Source organism: Streptomyces sp. HUAS MG91 (assembly GCF_040529335.1).
GTDB classification, from domain to species: Bacteria; Actinomycetota; Actinomycetes; order Streptomycetales; family Streptomycetaceae; genus Streptomyces; species Streptomyces tabacisoli.
Window position 1 is genome coordinate 1,774,802 of record NZ_CP159534.1, and the last position, 16,308, is coordinate 1,791,109.

14 protein-coding genes are annotated in these 16,308 nt (G+C 72.7%); 6 read left to right on the forward strand and 8 right to left on the reverse strand.

What is annotated here, in order from left to right:
- Window position 1 precedes the first annotated feature (1 nt).
- Window positions 2-652: a TetR/AcrR family transcriptional regulator C-terminal domain-containing protein gene (locus ABII15_RS08210; RefSeq protein ID WP_353941612.1), complete on the forward strand. Its 651-nt coding sequence runs from the start codon at window positions 2-4 to the stop codon at window positions 650-652.
- Window positions 653-797: 145 nt separating this feature from the next.
- The gene (locus ABII15_RS08215) at window positions 798-1,742 is read left to right on the forward strand and encodes an urea transporter (RefSeq protein WP_353941613.1); all 945 of its coding nucleotides are present in this window, start codon (window positions 798-800) and stop codon (window positions 1,740-1,742) included.
- A gap of 17 nt (window positions 1,743-1,759) precedes the next feature.
- On the opposite strand, the gene ABII15_RS08220 is transcribed toward ABII15_RS08215, so the two are convergent.
- From ABII15_RS08220 to ABII15_RS08245, 6 genes are all read right to left on the reverse strand, one after another.
- Window positions 1,760-2,842 carry a Zn-dependent alcohol dehydrogenase gene (locus tag ABII15_RS08220; protein ID WP_353941614.1) on the reverse strand — a complete coding sequence of 361 codons (1,083 nt, stop codon included), beginning with the start codon at window positions 2,840-2,842 and terminating at the stop codon, window positions 1,760-1,762.
- 17 nt (window positions 2,843-2,859) lie between these two features.
- Window positions 2,860-4,248 (reverse strand): aldehyde dehydrogenase family protein, encoded by a 1,389-nt coding sequence (locus ABII15_RS08225; RefSeq protein WP_353941615.1) that lies wholly within the window; start codon window positions 4,246-4,248, stop codon window positions 2,860-2,862.
- Window positions 4,249-4,716: 468 nt separating this feature from the next.
- Window positions 4,717-5,949 (reverse strand): MFS transporter, encoded by a 1,233-nt coding sequence (locus ABII15_RS08230; protein WP_353941616.1) that lies wholly within the window; start codon window positions 5,947-5,949, stop codon window positions 4,717-4,719.
- Window positions 5,950-5,956: 7 nt separating this feature from the next.
- Window positions 5,957-7,429: a CitMHS family transporter gene (locus tag ABII15_RS08235; RefSeq protein ID WP_353946992.1), complete on the reverse strand. Its 1,473-nt coding sequence runs from the start codon at window positions 7,427-7,429 to the stop codon at window positions 5,957-5,959.
- A 108-nt stretch (window positions 7,430-7,537) separates the two neighbouring features.
- A complete protein-coding gene (locus ABII15_RS08240; protein WP_353941617.1) occupies window positions 7,538-8,146 on the reverse strand; it encodes a TetR/AcrR family transcriptional regulator in 609 nt (202 codons plus the stop codon).
- 21 nt (window positions 8,147-8,167) lie between these two features.
- Window positions 8,168-8,680, reverse strand: a complete 513-nt coding sequence (locus ABII15_RS08245; protein WP_353941618.1) for a hypothetical protein — start codon at window positions 8,678-8,680, stop codon at window positions 8,168-8,170.
- Window positions 8,681-8,891: 211 nt separating this feature from the next.
- On the opposite strand from ABII15_RS08245, the gene hmgA reads away from it, so the two are divergent.
- From hmgA to ABII15_RS08260, 3 genes are all read left to right on the forward strand, one after another.
- A complete protein-coding gene (gene hmgA, locus ABII15_RS08250) occupies window positions 8,892-10,205 on the forward strand; it encodes a homogentisate 1,2-dioxygenase (RefSeq protein ID WP_353941619.1) in 1,314 nt (437 codons plus the stop codon).
- A 129-nt stretch (window positions 10,206-10,334) separates the two neighbouring features.
- A complete protein-coding gene (locus tag ABII15_RS08255; protein ID WP_353941620.1) occupies window positions 10,335-11,084 on the forward strand; it encodes a GntR family transcriptional regulator in 750 nt (249 codons plus the stop codon).
- A gap of 112 nt (window positions 11,085-11,196) precedes the next feature.
- Window positions 11,197-12,357 (forward strand): type ISP restriction/modification enzyme, encoded by a 1,161-nt coding sequence (locus tag ABII15_RS08260; RefSeq protein WP_353946993.1) that lies wholly within the window; start codon window positions 11,197-11,199, stop codon window positions 12,355-12,357.
- Window positions 12,358-12,938: 581 nt separating this feature from the next.
- Here the strand turns inward: ABII15_RS08260 and ABII15_RS08265 are convergent.
- Window positions 12,939-13,316 (reverse strand): hypothetical protein, encoded by a 378-nt coding sequence (locus ABII15_RS08265; RefSeq protein ID WP_353941621.1) that lies wholly within the window; start codon window positions 13,314-13,316, stop codon window positions 12,939-12,941.
- 511 nt (window positions 13,317-13,827) lie between these two features.
- Complete coding sequence (locus ABII15_RS08270; RefSeq protein WP_207820163.1) at window positions 13,828-14,100, reverse strand: hypothetical protein; 273 nt, start codon at window positions 14,098-14,100, stop codon at window positions 13,828-13,830.
- A 559-nt stretch (window positions 14,101-14,659) separates the two neighbouring features.
- Here ABII15_RS08270 and ABII15_RS08275 point away from each other — a divergent pair.
- Window positions 14,660-16,294, forward strand: coding sequence for a serine/threonine-protein kinase (locus tag ABII15_RS08275; RefSeq protein ID WP_353941622.1), 1,635 nt, complete (start codon window positions 14,660-14,662; stop codon window positions 16,292-16,294).
- Window positions 16,295-16,308 lie beyond the last annotated feature (14 nt).

Consider the following 16,308-nt stretch of genomic DNA (forward strand, 5'->3'; position numbering starts at 1 on the left):
CATGGCCCGACCGCGCAAGCCCCTCCTCAGCCGAGACCGCATCGTCGACGCGGCCCGCGCCCTCGTCGACGCCGAGGGGCTCGCCGCCGTCTCCACGCGGCGGCTCGCGGCCGAGCTCGGAGTGAGCGGGCCGTCCCTCTACAACCACTTCCGCACCAAGGACCAGATCCTGGAGGCGGTCGCCGACTCGGTCAGCGCGCAGGTCGATCTGTCGATGTTCGACGCGGCCGACGAGCGGGACTGGCGCACGTCGCTGCACGACTGGGCCGTCTCGTACCGGGCGGCGCTGCGCGAGCACCCGAACATCGTGCCCGTGCTCGCCCAGGGGCCCGGCCGGCGCCCGGCGGGACTGCGGCTCGCCGACGCCGTCTTCGGGGCGATGGTGGACGCGGGGTGGCCGCCCGCGCAGGCCACCTCCATCGGCGCGCTCATGCGGTACTTCGTGATGGGGTCCGCGCTCGGGTCGTTCGCCGGCGGGTTCGTCGACGACGAGACCGCCTACGATCCCGCCGACTATCCGCATCTCGGGCAGGCCCATCTCCTCGCCGACCGGCAGGAGCTGATCGACGACCGCGCCTTCGAGACCGGGCTCACCGCGCTGCTCGACGGGCTTTCGGTGCAGTACGCGCAGGTGGGCGCGGCGGCGCGCTGACGGCTCGTGTGCCGGGTGCGGGTGCGTCGCGGCCGGCCCCGCAGTGCCCCGCGCCCCTGAGGCATGCGCCTCCCCCGCTCCTAACAACTACCTGTACAGTCCATCCGCCGGGTTCGGAAACATCCTCGTAACGCGGGAGCGGCGGATGGCACAGATGGCCGGGGCCTCAATTCGCCCCGAAATCGGGCATAGTTGGGCGACTGATTGCAGGCAGTTCGGGCTGCTCGTCCTGCGGGGCACGGGGCAGGTGGTCTTCCTGCCCCGCGCGCTGACGGGCCTGCTGTTCACCGCGGCGCTGTTCGCGGCGGGCTGGACGTACGGGGTCTACGGCATCGGCGGCGCGGCCCTGGGCACCGCCGGGGCGTGGCTGCTCGGTGTGGAGAGGGAACGGCTCGCCCAGGGCCTGGAGGGGTTCAACTCCTGCCTGGTCGGCGTGAGTTGCGCCGTGCTGCTGGGCGGCGAACGGGTGTCGACGGTGCTCGTCGCGCTGCTCGGCTGCGGCGCGGCGACCGTGGTGACCGCCGCGGCCGGGCGGGCGCTCGGGACGTGGGGGCTGCCCGCGCTGACGCTGCCGTTCTGCGCGGTGGCGACCGCGATCGAACTGGCCCGCCCGGCCGGGCCGGTGACCGGACACGCGGCGGACGGCGTCGGGTCGCTGCAACTCGGCGACGCCGCAAGGGGGTTCCTCGCCGGGTTCGGGCAGATCTTCCTGCTGCCCCAGTGGTACGTGGGCGCGCTCGTGCTCGCCGGGCTGCTGGTGGCGGGGCCGCGCGTGGCCGCGGTGGCCGGCCTCGGGAACGCCGCCGCGATGGCCACGGCATGGGCGCTCGGAGCACCGGCCGCCCGCCTCACGGACGGCCTCGGCGGCTACAACGGCGTGCTCGTGGCGCTCGCCCTGTGCGGGGCGTTCCTGGCTGCCGGGCCGCGGACACTGCCGTACGCGCTGGCCGGGTCCGTGGTGGCGGCGGCCGTGGCCCCGGCGTTCGGGGCGACGACGTTCACCTGGCCGTTCGTGCTGACGACGCTGGTGTTCCTGGCGGCGGCGCGGTCCTTCCCCCGACTGACCGCGCCGCGCCAAGTCGATCAGTAGCGCCTCGGCAACCGGCCCTAGAAGACCACCAGTGCCCGGCCGCCCTTGCCCGCGACCATGTTGTCGAACGCGGCCGGGATGCCGTCCAGGGCGATGTGCTCCGTCACCAGCGCGCTCAGGTCCAGGCGGCCCGCGCGGATGTGGTCCGCGAGGACCGGCAGGTCGTCGGCCGGGTTGGAGTTGCCGTAGACGCAGCCGGACAGGGTGCGGCCCCAGTGGAAGATCTCCAGGGCGTTGAAGGTGACCTGCTGGTCCTTGCCGCCGATGCCGACGACCGTGGTGCGGCCGCCGCGCCGGGTGGACTCCCAGGCGGTACGGATCGTGACCGCGCGGCCGACGCACTCCACGGCCACGTCGACGCCCTGCTTGCCGGTCAGTCCCCGGATCTCGCGGGCCGTGTTCTCGGAGGCGAGCACGTAGTCCGTGGCGCCCGCCTGCCGGGCCAGCTCCTCCTTCTCCGGCGAGACGTCCACCGCGACGATCTTCGAGGCGCCCGCGATGCGCGCCGCCTGGATCGTGGCGAGGCCGACGCCGCCGACGCCGTACACGGCCACCGTCTCGCCCGCGCGTACGCGCGCCGAGTGGTGGATCGCGCCGTAGCCGGTGAGGACGGCGCAGCCGAGCAGGGCCGCGTCCGTGAGCGGGACGCCGTCCGGTACCGGAAGGACGGTGTTGGCGGCGACGACCGTCTCCTCGGCGAACGCGGCGACGTTCAGGCCGGGGTGGAGGTCGGAACCGTCGGACGACTTCTTCGCGTAGACGTTCCCCGCTCCGGCCAGCGCGTTCGCGCACAGCCAGACCTCGCCCAGCGAGCAGGCGTGGCAATTGCCGCACGAGGGCGCCCAGTTGAGGACGACGCCGTCGCCGGGCGCGACATGCGTGACGCCCTCGCCGACGGAGACGACCGTGCCGGCGCCCTCGTGGCCGAGGACGGCCGGGAGCGGCACCCGCATGGTGCCGTCGGTCAGGGACAGGTCGGAGTGGCAGACCCCGGCGGCGGCGAGCTCGATGCGGACCTGCCCGGGGCCGGGCTCGGGCAGGTCGATGTCGGTGATCTCCAGCGGGGAACCGACGGCGGTGCAGACAGCGGCGCGGACCATGGTGATCGGTGACTCCCTTAGAACTGGAGGGACTTGGTCTGGAGGTACTCGGACAGGCCGTGCGCGCCGAGTTCCCGGCCGACGCCCGACTGCTTGTAACCGCCGAACGGGGCCAGCGGGTTGAACCGACCGCCGTTGATGTCGACCTGGCCGGTGTCCATGCGGCGCGCGAAGGCGACGGCCTCGGCCTCGTCACCGGCCCAGACGGCACCCGCGAGGCCGTACACGGTGCCGTTGGCGATCCGCAGGGCGTCGTCCTCGTCCTCGTACCGGATGAGGGAGACGACCGGGCCGAAGATCTCCTCCTGCGCGATGGTCATCTCGGGGGTGACGTCCGCGAAGACGGTCGGGGCGACGTAGTAGCCCTTCTCGTGCGGGGTCCCGGTGCCGCCGACGACGACGCGGGCGCCCTGTTCGACGCCCTTCTCGATGTAGCCGCGCACCCGGGCCTGCTGCTTGGCGTTGACGAGCGGGCCGATGCGGTCGCCGTACTTGGCGGCGGCCGTCGCGGCGAGTTCGACCGCCTCGTCGTACTGGTCCGTGTGGACGAGCATGCGGGTCCAGGCGCTGCACGTCTGGCCGGAGTTGCCCATGACGTTGGCGATGCCGACGTTGACGGCCTTCGCGAGGTCGGCGCTGGGCAGGATGACGTTCGCCGACTTGCCGCCGAGCTCCAGGGCCACGCGCTTGATCGCCGCGCCCGCCGTCGCGCCGATCTGCCGGCCGACCGCGGTCGACCCGGTGAAGGAGACGAGGTCCACGTCCGGGTGCTCGGCGAGGGCCTGTCCCGCGACCGCGCCGACGCCCGTGACCAGGTTGAAGACGCCCGCCGGGATGCCCGCCTCGTGGACCGCCTCCGCGAACAGCTGGGCGGTGAGCGGGGTGTCCTCGGCCGGCTTCAGGACGACCGTGCAGCCCGCGGCGAGGGCCGGGCCGACCTTCGCGACGATCTGGTGCAGCGGGTAGTTCCAGGGCGTGATCGCGCCGACGACACCGACCGGCTCGGAGTAGACCGTGGAGTTGCCGACCTTCTCCTCGAAGGGGTGGGAGGCGGCCAGTTCGGCGTACGAGCCCGAGACCAGGATCGGTACGCCCGCGTGCACGGTCTGCGAGAACGCGAGCGGCGCGCCGAGCTCCGCGGTGACCGTCTCGGCGACCTCGTCCTTGCGGGCGACGAGGACGTCGCGCAGGGCGGCGATGCGCGCCGCGCGGTCGGTGGGGGGTGTGGCGGCCCAGGCCGGGAAGGCGGTACGGGCGGCGTGTACGGCTGCGTCGATGTCTTCGGCGGTGCCCGCGGGGACGTGGCCGATGACCGTTTCGTCGGCCGGGTTGACGACCGTGATCGTCTCCTCGGTCAGCGCCCGGCGCCATTCGCCGTCGATGTACATCCCGTCGTGGGCCTTCATGGCTCTCCTCCCGAGTACCGCGTGATGTTGCTGTCGTCCTGCGCTCCAAACTAGCGGTGATAGTTTTCTGGCGCCAGAGACGACTGTCACGCCGCCGACGATTCCTCCCCGGGGTTACCGGTCGGCTGACGGCCCGGCGCGGGCTGGTCGCGCAGTTCCCCGCGCCCCTTTTCGGGTTGTCGGTCGGCTGACGGCCGGTGGCCTCTTCTCGCGCAGTTCCCCGCGCCCCTGAGGCATGCGCTGCGCGCAGCCTCCCCCTGAGGCTGCGCTCCGCGCGCCTCTGATCAAGGACACGTGGCGCGCCTCTGAGGAAGGGCGGGTGGCGCGCCTCCGATGAAAGGCGGGTGGCGCGCCTCTGATGAAGGGCGGGTGGCGCGCCTCTGAGGAGATGGCGCACGCAGTGCGCATCTCAGGGGCGCGGGGAACTGCGCGACCAGCCACGACGAGAGCCGCGCGCAGGAACTGGTTTCAGGGGCGCGGGGAACTGCGCGAGGAGCGGCCACCGGCCCGCGGGCCACCACGGACGGGACCCGGCAGCCGGGACGGAGTCCCCCGGCGCAGGCCCAGGCCCGCGGCGACGAGGAGCAGGCCGCCCAGCATCACGAACGGCGCCGCCGTACCGGCCACCCCCGCGACGACCCCCGCCGAGGCCGGCGCCGCCACCTGGCCCAGCCGGTTGCCGGTCAGGCGGAGGGCCAGGGCCGTGGAGCGGGCGTCCGGCGGGGCGGCCTGGACGACCGTGGTCATGGAGAGGGGCTGGCCGACACCCAGGCAGAAACCCAGCAGCACCAGGATCACCGCCAGCGCCCACACCGGCACGGGAAGCGCGATCGCCGCGCACAGCAGCGCCGCCAGCAGACACGTCGAGGTGATCAGCAGCGCGCGGCCCAGCCATGCGAGGAGCGGCGTCATGACCAGGCGGCAGGCGATGGTGGCACCCGCGCGCAGGCTGAGCAGCACACCGACCACGGCGGGCGCGATCCCCCGGTGCTCACCGACCACCGGCAGGTACGCCGTGAGGATGTCGGTGGCCGACAGCACGGCCAGGCTGATGAAGATGCCGCCGGGCACGCCCCGGGTGCGCAGGATGCGGTGCACGGGAACCCGGGACGCGCTCACCCCCGTACGCGGACCGGAAACCGTACGGCGGGCCTCGATGCGCCACAGCGAGGTGAGGGCGAACGCGCAGACGCCCGCCGAGATCAGCAGGGCCAGCGCGCTGGTGCCGCCCATGTCGGCGCCGTCGATCACCGCGCCCGCCGCGATCGGCCCGACGAGCTGGCCGAGCGAGGCGCCGATGGTGAAGTGGCCGAAGTTGCGGTCCTGTTCGTCGGGGGCCGACTGCCGGGCCACGATCGACTGGGCGCCGATGACGAAGCAGAGGTGGCCGAGGCCCATCACGCCGCTCCACGCGGCCATCCAGGCAAGGGAGTCCGCGGTGCCGCTCAGCGCGCAGCCGCCCGCGATGAGGACCACGCCGGCGGGCAGCAGCGGGGCGCAGCGGCCGTGGTCCGTGCGCCGCCCCAGCGGCACCGCGGCGAACAGCGGCAGCAGTGCGTAGACGCCCGCGATGACGCCGACGGCGCGTTCGTCGGCGCCGAGGGCGAGCGCCCGGTAGGAGACGGCGGGCCGCGCCATCGACACCGCCCCCTGCGCGAAGCTGAAGGCGATGACGAGGCGCAGCAGCCAGGTGCGGCTCATCCGTCGGTCACACGATCCCGAAGAGCAGACCGGCGCCGAGGACGACGAGCGCGGTCAGCGCGGCCCACTTCACCGTGAACCGGGTGTGGTCGCCGAACTCGACCTTCGCCATGCCGACGAGCACGTACACGGCCGGGACGAGCGGGCTGGACATGTGCAGGGGCTGGCCGACGAGGGAGGCGCGGGCGATCTCCAGGGTGGAGACGCCGTGCGCGTGACCGGCTTCGGCGAGGACCGGCACGATGCCGAAGTAGAAGCCGTCGTTCGACATGAAGTAGGTGAAGGGGATGGAGAGGACGCCGGTGACCAGGGCCATGTGCGGGCCCATCCAGTCGGGGATGCCGCCGACGACCCACTTCGCCATGTGGTCGACCATGCCGGTGCCCTGGAGGACGCCGGTGAAGACGGCGGCGGCGAAGACCATGCCGGAGACGTTGAGGACGTTCTCGGCGTGGGCGCCGATGCGGGCCTTCTGGTCGGGCATGTGCGGGTAGTTGACGGTGAGCGCGAGCGCGGCGGCCAGGATGAACAGGACCGGGATCGGCAGCAACTCCATGATCATGGCGGTCAGCAGGACGACCGTGAGCAGCGCGTTGAACCAGTAGAGCTTCGGGCGCAGGGTGGGCCGGTTCGGGTCGAGGCCGGTGAACGTCTCGCCGTCCTCGGTGCGGTGGGCGGGAGCGGCATCGGCGGCGTGGTCCCCGCCGCCCGTACCGCCCGCGCCGGCGCCGGTGCCGGTGCCGGCGCCCACGAGGACCTTCTCGTCGGCCGTCTCGGTCACGGTCTCGGTGACCTCGTCGAGGGAGAGGTAGCCCAGGCGCTTGCGCTCGCGGCGGCCCAGCACGTACGCGAGGACGAGGACGAAGAGCAGGCCGACGCCGAGCGCGGGGATCATCGGGACGAAGATGTCGGTGGCGTCGACCTTGAGGGCCGTGGCCGCGCGGGCGGTCGGGCCGCCCCAGGGGAGGGTGTTCATGACGCCGTTGGCGGTGGCCGCGACACCGGTCATCACGACCAGGCTCATCTTCAGGCGCTTGTACAGCGGGTACATCGCCGAGACGGTGATCATGAAGGTGGTGGAGCCGTCGCCGTCCAGGGAGACGATCGCGGCGAGCACGGCGGTGCCGACGACGATGCGGACCGGGTCGGCCTTCGCGAACTTCAGGATGGCGCGCACGATCGGGTCGAAGAGACCGACGTCGATCATCACGCCGAAGTAGACGATCGCGAACATCAGCATGGCGGCGGTGGGCGCCAGGTCGCCGATGCCGTCGATGACGTAGTCACCGAGGTGCGCTCCCTTGCCCACCAGGACGCAGAACAGCGCCGGGATGAGCACGAGCGCCGCGATCGGCGACACCTTCTTCATCATGATCAGCACCAGGAAGGTGGCGATCATGACGAATCCGAGGATCGTCAGCATGGAGGGGGTTCCTATCGTCGTTCGCCGTTGAACTGCCGCCCGGGGGTCGGCGGTCAGCGAGACGCTAGGGCCCGTTCCTCCGCGTTAACAAGATGTTGACGCGTGAGCAATAAGCGCAAAACTCCAGGTCACAGCTTTACGAGGTGTACGAGGAGGTGGGCGCCGTCAGTCGAGGGTCCGGGTCAGGTACGCGCGCAGCAGTTCCCTGGTCTCGGTGATGATCCGCTCGTCGCCCGCCGGGTCGAGCCGGAACGCGAGCCGCACCAGCGCGTCGGCGGACTCGACCGCCACCAGGAACGTCCGCCGCAGCGCGTCGTCGGCGGTCCGGCCGAGGTGCGGGGCGAGGAGGTCGGTGAGGGTGTCCGCGACCCGCAGATTGGGGGCGGAGTCGGGGTCGCCGACCGGGATCTGGGTGCCGAAGTCGACCAGGGAGAAGCCGGGAGCGGTGCGCTTCATGGCGAGGTACTCGTCGAGGACGGCGTCCATCGCGGCGCGCCAGTCGTCGGCCGCGATGGTGGCGAGGCGCCCGGTGACGCGCTCCGCGTAGCGCTCCAGGTTGCGCTGGGCCAGGGCGTCGACCATGGCGCGCTTGTTGGTGAAGAAGCGGTAGACCGAGCCGATGGGGACGTCGGCGGCGGCCGCGACGGCCCGCGTGCTCAACTGCTCGTAGCCGACCTCGTCGAGGAGATCGGCGCAGGCGTCGAGGATCCGGCTCAGCCGCTCGGCGCTGCGCTGCTGGACGGGCGTACGGCGCAAGGAGGTCGGATGAGGCATGCCGGTCACCCTACGGCCGGTTCACGGAGATGGGGATGCCGTCTCCGCCGCGGACGCGGTGAGGTCGGCGGTGGCCTCGACGGGTTGGCCCTCGACCGCCCAGGCCGTGCCGTCGTCGGCGTAGAGCCGGGCGGTGACCTTGTGGGTGCCGCGGCTGACGCGGGTGCCGGGCAGCCGGAAGTCGTCGGCGCGCAGCCGGGACAGGCGGGTGCCGTCCAGGTAGAGCTGGGCGTAGCCGCGGCCGTGCACGGCGCGGTCCGCCGCGTCCCTGTCGCTGAACCGGAAGTTCCGCACCCGGAGCCGGACGTCCCAGCCGCCGGAGGGCCGCGGGTCGGGCTGGACGACCAGGCCGATCTCGGGGGCGCCCTCGGCGGGGATCTGGCGGAAGTGGCGGCCGTCGCTGTCGGTCGTGTCGAGCACCTTGCCGACCCGGCGCGGGCCGCCGTCGTCGTCACCGCACCCGGCGAGGCCCGTCAGCAGGGCACAGGCGAGGAGGGCGGCGGCGAGGGCACGGGGCGGGGTCGTCCTGGGCATGCTCGGACAGTAGGGGACCGTTCACGTTTTCGGATCCGTCTCGGGGAGGAGGCCTCCAGGGGGAGTTCCGGGGGATTCCAGGGGGAGGCCCGGGGAATTCCAGGGGATTCCCCGGGGAGATCGAATCCGGCCGGACGGCGTCTTGCGTGGGCCGATCACGAATCCTACGGTTGAGCATAGGAATCATGGACGAGGGGCGAGGGAGCGATTCATGAGCGGGGACGCACGCAAGACGGCCGAGGCCCTGGCCTATCAGACGGGCTTCGGCAACGAACACGGCTCGGAGGCGGTGCCGGGCGCCCTGCCGCAGGGCCGCAACGCACCGCAGCGCGCCCCGCTCGGTCTCTACGCGGAGCAGCTCAGCGGCACCGCGTTCACCGAACCCCGCGCGCACAACCGGCGCTCGTGGCTGTACCGGATCCGCCCCTCGGCGGCGCACCCCGAGTTCGTCCGCACGGACAACGGCGCGGTGCGCACGGCCCCCTTCACCGAGTCGGTCGCCGACCCCAACCGCCGCCGCTGGAACCCGCTGCCCGACCCCGCTCCCGGCACGGACTGGCTGGCGGGCCTGTGGACGCTGGGCGGCAACGGGGACGCGACGCAGCGCACCGGCATGGCCGTGCACCTGTACGCCGCCGACTCCTCCATGACGGACCGGGTGTTCAGCGACGCGGACGGCGAGCTGCTGATCGTGCCCGAGCGCGGCGGGCTGCTGCTGCGCACCGAGTTCGGGCTGCTCGCCGCCGGTCCCGGCGAGGTCGCGCTGATCCCGCGCGGGGTGCGCTTCCGGGTGGAGCTGCTCGACGGCAGCGCGCGCGGGTACGTGTGCGAGAACTACGGGGCGCCGTTCCAGCTCCCCGACCTGGGCCCGATCGGCGCCAACGGGCTGGCGAACGCCCGGGACTTCAGGGCGCCGGTCGCCGCGTACGAGGACGTCGAGGGGCCGGTCGAGGTGGTGAGCAAGTTCTGCGGCAACCTGTGGACCGCGACCTACGACCACTCTCCGCTGGACGTCGTCGCCTGGCACGGCAATCACGTCCCGTACGTGTACGACCTGCGCCGTTTCAACGTCATCGGCTCGATCTCGTACGACCATCCCGACCCGTCGATCTTCACGGTCCTGACCTCGCCGTCGGACACCCCCGGGCTCGCGGGCGTCGACTTCGTGGTGTTCGCGCCGCGCTGGCTGGTGGGCGAGGACACGTTCCGGCCGCCGTACTTCCACCGGAACGTGATGAGCGAGTACATGGGGCTGATCGAGGGGGCCTACGACGCGAAGGCCTCCGGCTTCCTGCCGGGTGGCGGGTCGCTGCACAACATGATGTCGGCGCACGGGCCCGACCGGGAGACGTTCGACAAGGCCAGCGCCGCCGAGCTCGTTCCGCAACGGGTCGACGACGGGCTGGCGTTCATGTTCGAGACGCGCTGGCCCGTGACGGCCACGGCCCAGGCCGCCTCGGCCGGGCACCTGCAGCGGGGCTACGACGATGTGTGGCGCGGCCTGGAGCGGCATTTCCGGGGTTAGCGGGTCGATTCCCGGGTGCGGGCCGGTGGGCCTTCTCGCGCAGCCCCCACCGGCCCGCACCCGGCGACGGACCCCGTACCCACCCGAACCGCATTGCACATCCCGCCCCCGACCGATACGGATAACACCGTGACGTCATTCGCCCCGGACTCGATCGTCCTGAACCGCAAGCTGCCGCTCTGGTATCAGGTGTCGCAGTCCCTGCGCGCCTCGATACTGGGCCGCTCCCCGCAGGACCCGCTGCGGCTGCCCACCGAGGAGCAACTGGCGGGTCACTACGGCGTCTCGGTGCTCACCATGCGGCAGGCGCTGAAGGAGCTGGAGGACGAGGGGCTGATCACCCGGCACCGGCGCCGCGGCACGTTCATCGAACCGGCGGCCCGGCGGGGCGCCCCGGTGCGGCTGCTCGGCTCGGTGGACGCGATCGTGGCGCAGCAGTCCGGGATGACGGCCGAACTCCTGGAGCACGGCACCGTCCCGGTACCGGCGGCGCTGGCGGACCACTTCCCGGGCACGGACCACGTCGCGACGTATCACCGGCTGCGCAGCGACGAGAAGACGGGCGAACCGACGAACCATGCCCGCAACTACATCCGTCCCGAACTCGCCGAGCGGGTCGACGTCGCGGACCTGGAGCGCTGGCCGATGACGAAGGTGCTGCGGGACGTCGTGGGCGTGCGCATCACCCGGGTCACGGACTCGGTGGAGGCCCGCCTGGCGGACCCGGAGACGGCCCGGCTGCTCGAAGTGCCGCTGCTCAGCCCGATCCTGCACTACACGGGCATCACGTACGACGAGGAGGGCCGGGCCCTGGACGTGGCGGTGATCCATTACCGCGGGGACCGCTTCTCGTTCTCGGTGACGCTGGACGCCGACTGATGGCCGGGCGGGGGGACGTACCATGCCGGGCGTGACGAACGACCGCCCTGTCGACGACGCCGCCACCGCCGCCGTCGGCACCGACGCCGACGCCCCCGCGCTCGCGGACCTGATGCCGTGGTCCGTGGCACCGCTGCGCCTGGGCCGCGGCTGGCCCGTCGCGCCGGACGCGGCGTCCCTGAAGGCCCGTTGGGAGACCTTCGTCAACAGCGACCTCCCGCGCCGCGAGGCGCTGCTGGAGGTGACGCGCGGCCGTACGCTGCACACCGCCGCCGCCCAGCTCCCCGGCGTCCGCGCCGGCACCGAGCCGCTCGCACACGCCTCGGGACCGTGCCCGGAGCCGGTGCGCGTGCTGCACGGCCCGTTCGACGAGCAGTGGCTGATCCCCGACCAGCGCCTCATCGACGCGGCCCGGCCCGAGTTGTGGCGGGTCGCGGACGAGCGGCAGCTGTACCTGGTGGAGCAGGGGTACGTGCCCGACGCCGGCGGCCCCGCCGTGCTGGCCTGCGCCGTCCTGCCCGAGGGCCGCTCCCCCGCGGGCCGCCCCGGCCGCATCCGCCCCCTCTACCGCCGGCCGGGCGCGACGGAGCCGAACATCGCGCCGGGGCTGCTCCAGCACCTGTCCGGCACCTACGACCACGAGGTCACCGCCGCCGACCTGTTCGCCTGGATCCTGGCCGTGGCCGGGCGCGGCGCCGACCGGACGTGCCGGGTGCCGCTGCCCGAGGACCCGGACGTGTGGCGGCGCGGCGTCGACCTCGGCCGCCGGATCCTGTGGCTGGAGCGGCGCGGCACCGGCGCCGAACGCCCCAAGCTGCCGGGCGGCAGACGCCCGTACGTCCGCGCGCCGCTGCCCGACCGGCCCACCGAACTCCACTACGACCGCGAGGAGGAGGCCCTCCTGGTCGGCGACGGTCGCATCTCGCCGGTCCCTGCCGCGTCCTGGGACTTCCAGGTGAGCGGGGTGCGCGTCCTGGAGCAGTGGTTCGCCCGCCGCACGGCCCCGGCGGAGCCGGGCACCCTGGCGGCGGTCCGCCCGAAGACCTGGCCCCAGCCCTGGACGTCGGAACTCCTGGAGCTGATCACCGTCCTCGCCCTGCTGTCCGAACTGATCCCGGAACAGAAGGAGTTGACGGCGAGCATCGGCGACCGGATCACCCCGGCCGAGCTGACCCGCGCCCACGTCCTCCCGGTCCCGGACACCGCCCATCGCCCGGCCTCGGTCCTGGACCACCAGGAGGAGGGCCCCGGCGGCCAGTTCGCGATCCTGTAGCGGGCGCGGCCCGCTTCAGGGGTCATCGACGCGATCAGGGCCAAGATCGCCTGTGCGCGGAGCCTCCGCGCCGGTTGCCCGTCGGTTCAGCGCCGCTCGTCCGGCATCGCGTCCCCCCACGCCCGTCGCCGAGCGGTCGCCGCGCAGACCACCATCAGGATCGCCAGCAGGACCTGCCACAGGGCACGCATCGGTTGCCCCGTGGCCAGCGATACGACTGCCAGGCCGAGGCCGACGAGAGCCAGCACGGGGCAGACCCACATGAGGAACCGGTCCACAGAGCGAACCGCCGCCCGGCCCTCGGCAGGAATCACACGTCTTCGCATAGAGGTCGACTGCCCCGGCGGCCACGGGCCATGTCCAGCATCGCCGTACCGGCCGATCCGGACGCGCACCGCCGGTCCCCGGCGTCGACTCCACCACGAGAGGTCACGCGCGGGACCGTCCCCGACCTCGCCATCCTCGGCCCGCAGAGACACCGGAACACGGAAGAGGGCCGCCCACGAACCTGGGACGGGGCCCTCTTGCCCCTGCCTCGGGTACGCCTTGCACCTGACTCATCGGCGTCAGTCGCGTGCGCCTTATTCGGTGCAGAGGTTGAGAGAACCGTGGTTGGTGCCGATCAGGTGGTCGTCGAAGACGTAGCCCATTCTGTCGGTCTTCGCGGAGCGGCCGTAGATCCATATGTTGCCGTACTTGTTGTGCGTGAAGCACCAGGCGTAGAAGATGGCGCCGTCATCCAGAGTCTCCACGGTTCGGCACTCCCCGAAGGGGTACTCCTTGATCGGCGCCGAGGGGTCGATCACTCTCTCGATCGCGCTCGAGTTGTTCCGCACCGACCAGATCCCGCCGCAGTTGCTCGCCGCACTCGCGGGGGTCGTTCCCACACCGGCGCTCATCCCGAAGGTGAGGGCCGCCGTCACGGCGAGCAGTGACGGTATGGACTTCTTGATCTTCATGTTTCCCTTACCAGGACTTTTGATCATGTACACGTCGGCCGACAGTAGAGCACAACCGTGTTGAGCAGGCAAGGAGTTGAGGGCGCGTGCGAGGAAGCCCAGGAGTGCGCGAGGCCGAGGGTCCGCACGCGCTCATCGCGATGACGCGGCACCGCTGGTCCAGCACCCCACGGGTGAACGGCGGCCCAGCAGCCGCCCTCGTGGACGCCACGCCGTCAGCGCCGCCAGGGGCGGGGAACGCGAGGCGAGTGCAGGCGTACCGGCGGTTGACGATCAGACGCCACCCGGGCCCCTGGAAGTCGCTCCGTCAACATCCCTGAACGACGCAGGCTTTACGGGAGTACCCGGCGAAACGCGCCAGGCACGGAAAAGCCCCGGGCCCGCACCCGACTCCCCCGCCGGGGCGCCCGCCGCATGCCGTGGGGATGACGGTCGCGGAGATGCGCAGCGGTACGCCGTACGGCGCGGAGGTCGGATACGGGCCCGGGGCCCTTGCTGGACGGGCGGCCTGCTAGTGGCCGCCGAACAGCGAGCGACGCAGTCGCCGCAGTGGTGCGAAGAGCGAGACCCGCCGCACCCGCGCACGGCTCGTGCTGCGCTCGTCGTGCGCGGTGTCACGCGCGGTCAGCTCACGCATCAGCGTCGTCGCCTCGACCGTCTCGCGCTGCGGGACGGCGGGGCCGCCGAGCACCGAGAGATGGCGGTCGAGCCGCGAACTGGTCGCGCTGCTCCCGCAGGTGATCGCAGGCACGCGAGGCCTGCTGCGCACTGTTATCTGTTCCATGTCACTCCCCACCCGTACGAGGGCACTCAGCCCGGGCAGGTTAACCCTATCGCCCCATCGGGACACTCGTGTATCCCGGTCGCAGGATTCACCTCCCTCTTAAGGAGGTTGACGCCGCCGCGCCGGTTACTCTCCGAATCCAACTGAATTCAGGGCGAGTTGGACAAGATGGGCGCCAGACGGACGTTTCGAGCCGCTGTCCGGATCGGCCGTAACCGACAGTGAGGATGCGCTCGCCGTCAAGCCGGTGGCCGGATACGGCGTGTCGGAGCCGCCGCGGGGCAGTACTCCCAGGGAACGCGGGGGTGCGGAGGCGCCGGGAGCGTCACCCGGCCGGCGGTCCCGGCCGCGGGGCGGGTGGGCCCGTGACGGTGATCACGGCGCGGCGGGAACGTGGGCGATCTCACGCGCCCCGGCCCGCCGGGCGCGAGGGCGGCGGGCGCCTGTGCCGTTCTGACCCTCGGGTGCGGATTGGTGCCCAAGGGGGCCGCATCAGCCCTCGGTTGAGCTACTTTTGTTCAGACTTGTCGTGTTGTCGTGGCGAGTGGGGGCGGCGCCCGTGAGCACAGGGCCGGGGAGTGGCGGAAGCAGCGGGCGGGTCGTCGCGGGCCGGTACCGGCTGCTCGACCCGATCGGCGAGGGCGGCATGGGCACCGTGTGGCGGGCCCATGACGACGTGCTCGGGCGCGAGGTGGCCGTGAAGGAGGTGCGGGCACCCGCGGGTCTGCCGACGGCGGACCGGAGCCGGATGTACCAGCGCCTGGAGCGGGAGGCCTGGGCCGCGGCGCGGATCTCGCACCGCAATGTGATCACGCTGTACGACGTGGCGACGGACGACGAACGCCCGTGGATCGTGATGGAGTTGGTGCGCGGCGTGTCGCTCGCCGACCAGCTCGACGCCGAGGGCCCGATGCCTCCGCAGCGCGCGGCGCACATCGGCGCCGAGGTCCTCACCGCACTGCGCGCCGCGCACGAGGCGGGGGTGCTGCACCGCGACGTGAAGCCGGGGAACGTCCTGCTGTCGAACGACGGCCGGGTCGTCCTCACCGACTTCGGGATCGCCATGGTGGAGGGGACGCAGGCCATCACCATGACCGGCGAGGTGATCGGCTCGCCCGAATTCCTCGCGCCCGAGCGGGCCCTGGGGCGCACGCCGGGTCCCGAGTCGGATCTGTGGTCGCTGGGCGTGCTGCTGTACGCGGCCGTCGAGGGCCATTCGCCGTTCCGGCAGAACACCCCGCTGAGCACGCTGCGCGCCGTCGTCGACGAGGAGCTGCCGGAGCCGCGCCGCGCGGGCCCGCTGGCGCCCGTCATCGAGGGGCTGCTGCGCAAGGATCCGGCCGAGCGGACCGGCGCGGCGGAGGCCGAGCGGGATCTGCGGATCGTCGGTGCGGGCGGCACGCTGCGCGCGGACCGGGTGCAGGCGTCGCCGATGCCGTCGATGCCGACGGTGACCACACGGCAGCCGTCCGCCGCGCCCACGCCGCCGCTGCCCCTGCCCGTGGCGGGCACCGCGTCGGCCGTCCCGGTGGACACCGGCGAGCGCGGGGCCCGCCGTACCTCGCTCGCGCTGATGGCCGGCCTCGTGCTCCTGCTGCTGATACTCGGCGGACTGACGTACGTACTGCTCGACCGGAGCGGCGGGGGCGGCGGCCACGACGACGGTTCGTCGGCCGGCGGCTCCGGCGGCGGCACCACGGGCGGCGGTGGTCCCAGCGCGTCCGAGTCGGAGTCGGAGTCGCACGGCGGCGGCACCTCGCCGTCCGGCGACGGCGGCGGGAGCGGGAGCGGCGGTCACACGGCCACGCCCGCCCAGTCCGTGCGGGTCAGCGTCTCGGCGGTCCGCGGCAGTTACTCGGGGGCCTGCCCCCCGCCGGGCTCGGCCGCTCCGGCCTTCGCGGCGACGATCACCGTGGGGCGTACGCCGGCCAAGGTCGAGTACCGGTGGGTGACGAAGAACGGCGAGCCGTCGGACCCGGGCTGGAAGACCCTGAGCCTCGGCTCGGGCGACGCGAGGAGCAGCACGGTGAACACGACGCAGACGCGGTACGAGACGGGCGGCACGCTGCACGACGCGATCGGTGTGGAGGTGCGGAGCCCGGTCGCGGCGAAGTCCAATTACGTCGCCTACGCGGTGACGTGCGAGGTGGTGACCCCCTCCACGGGAGCCACCACCGGTTCGCCCAGCCCGTGAGCCGTCGCTCACGG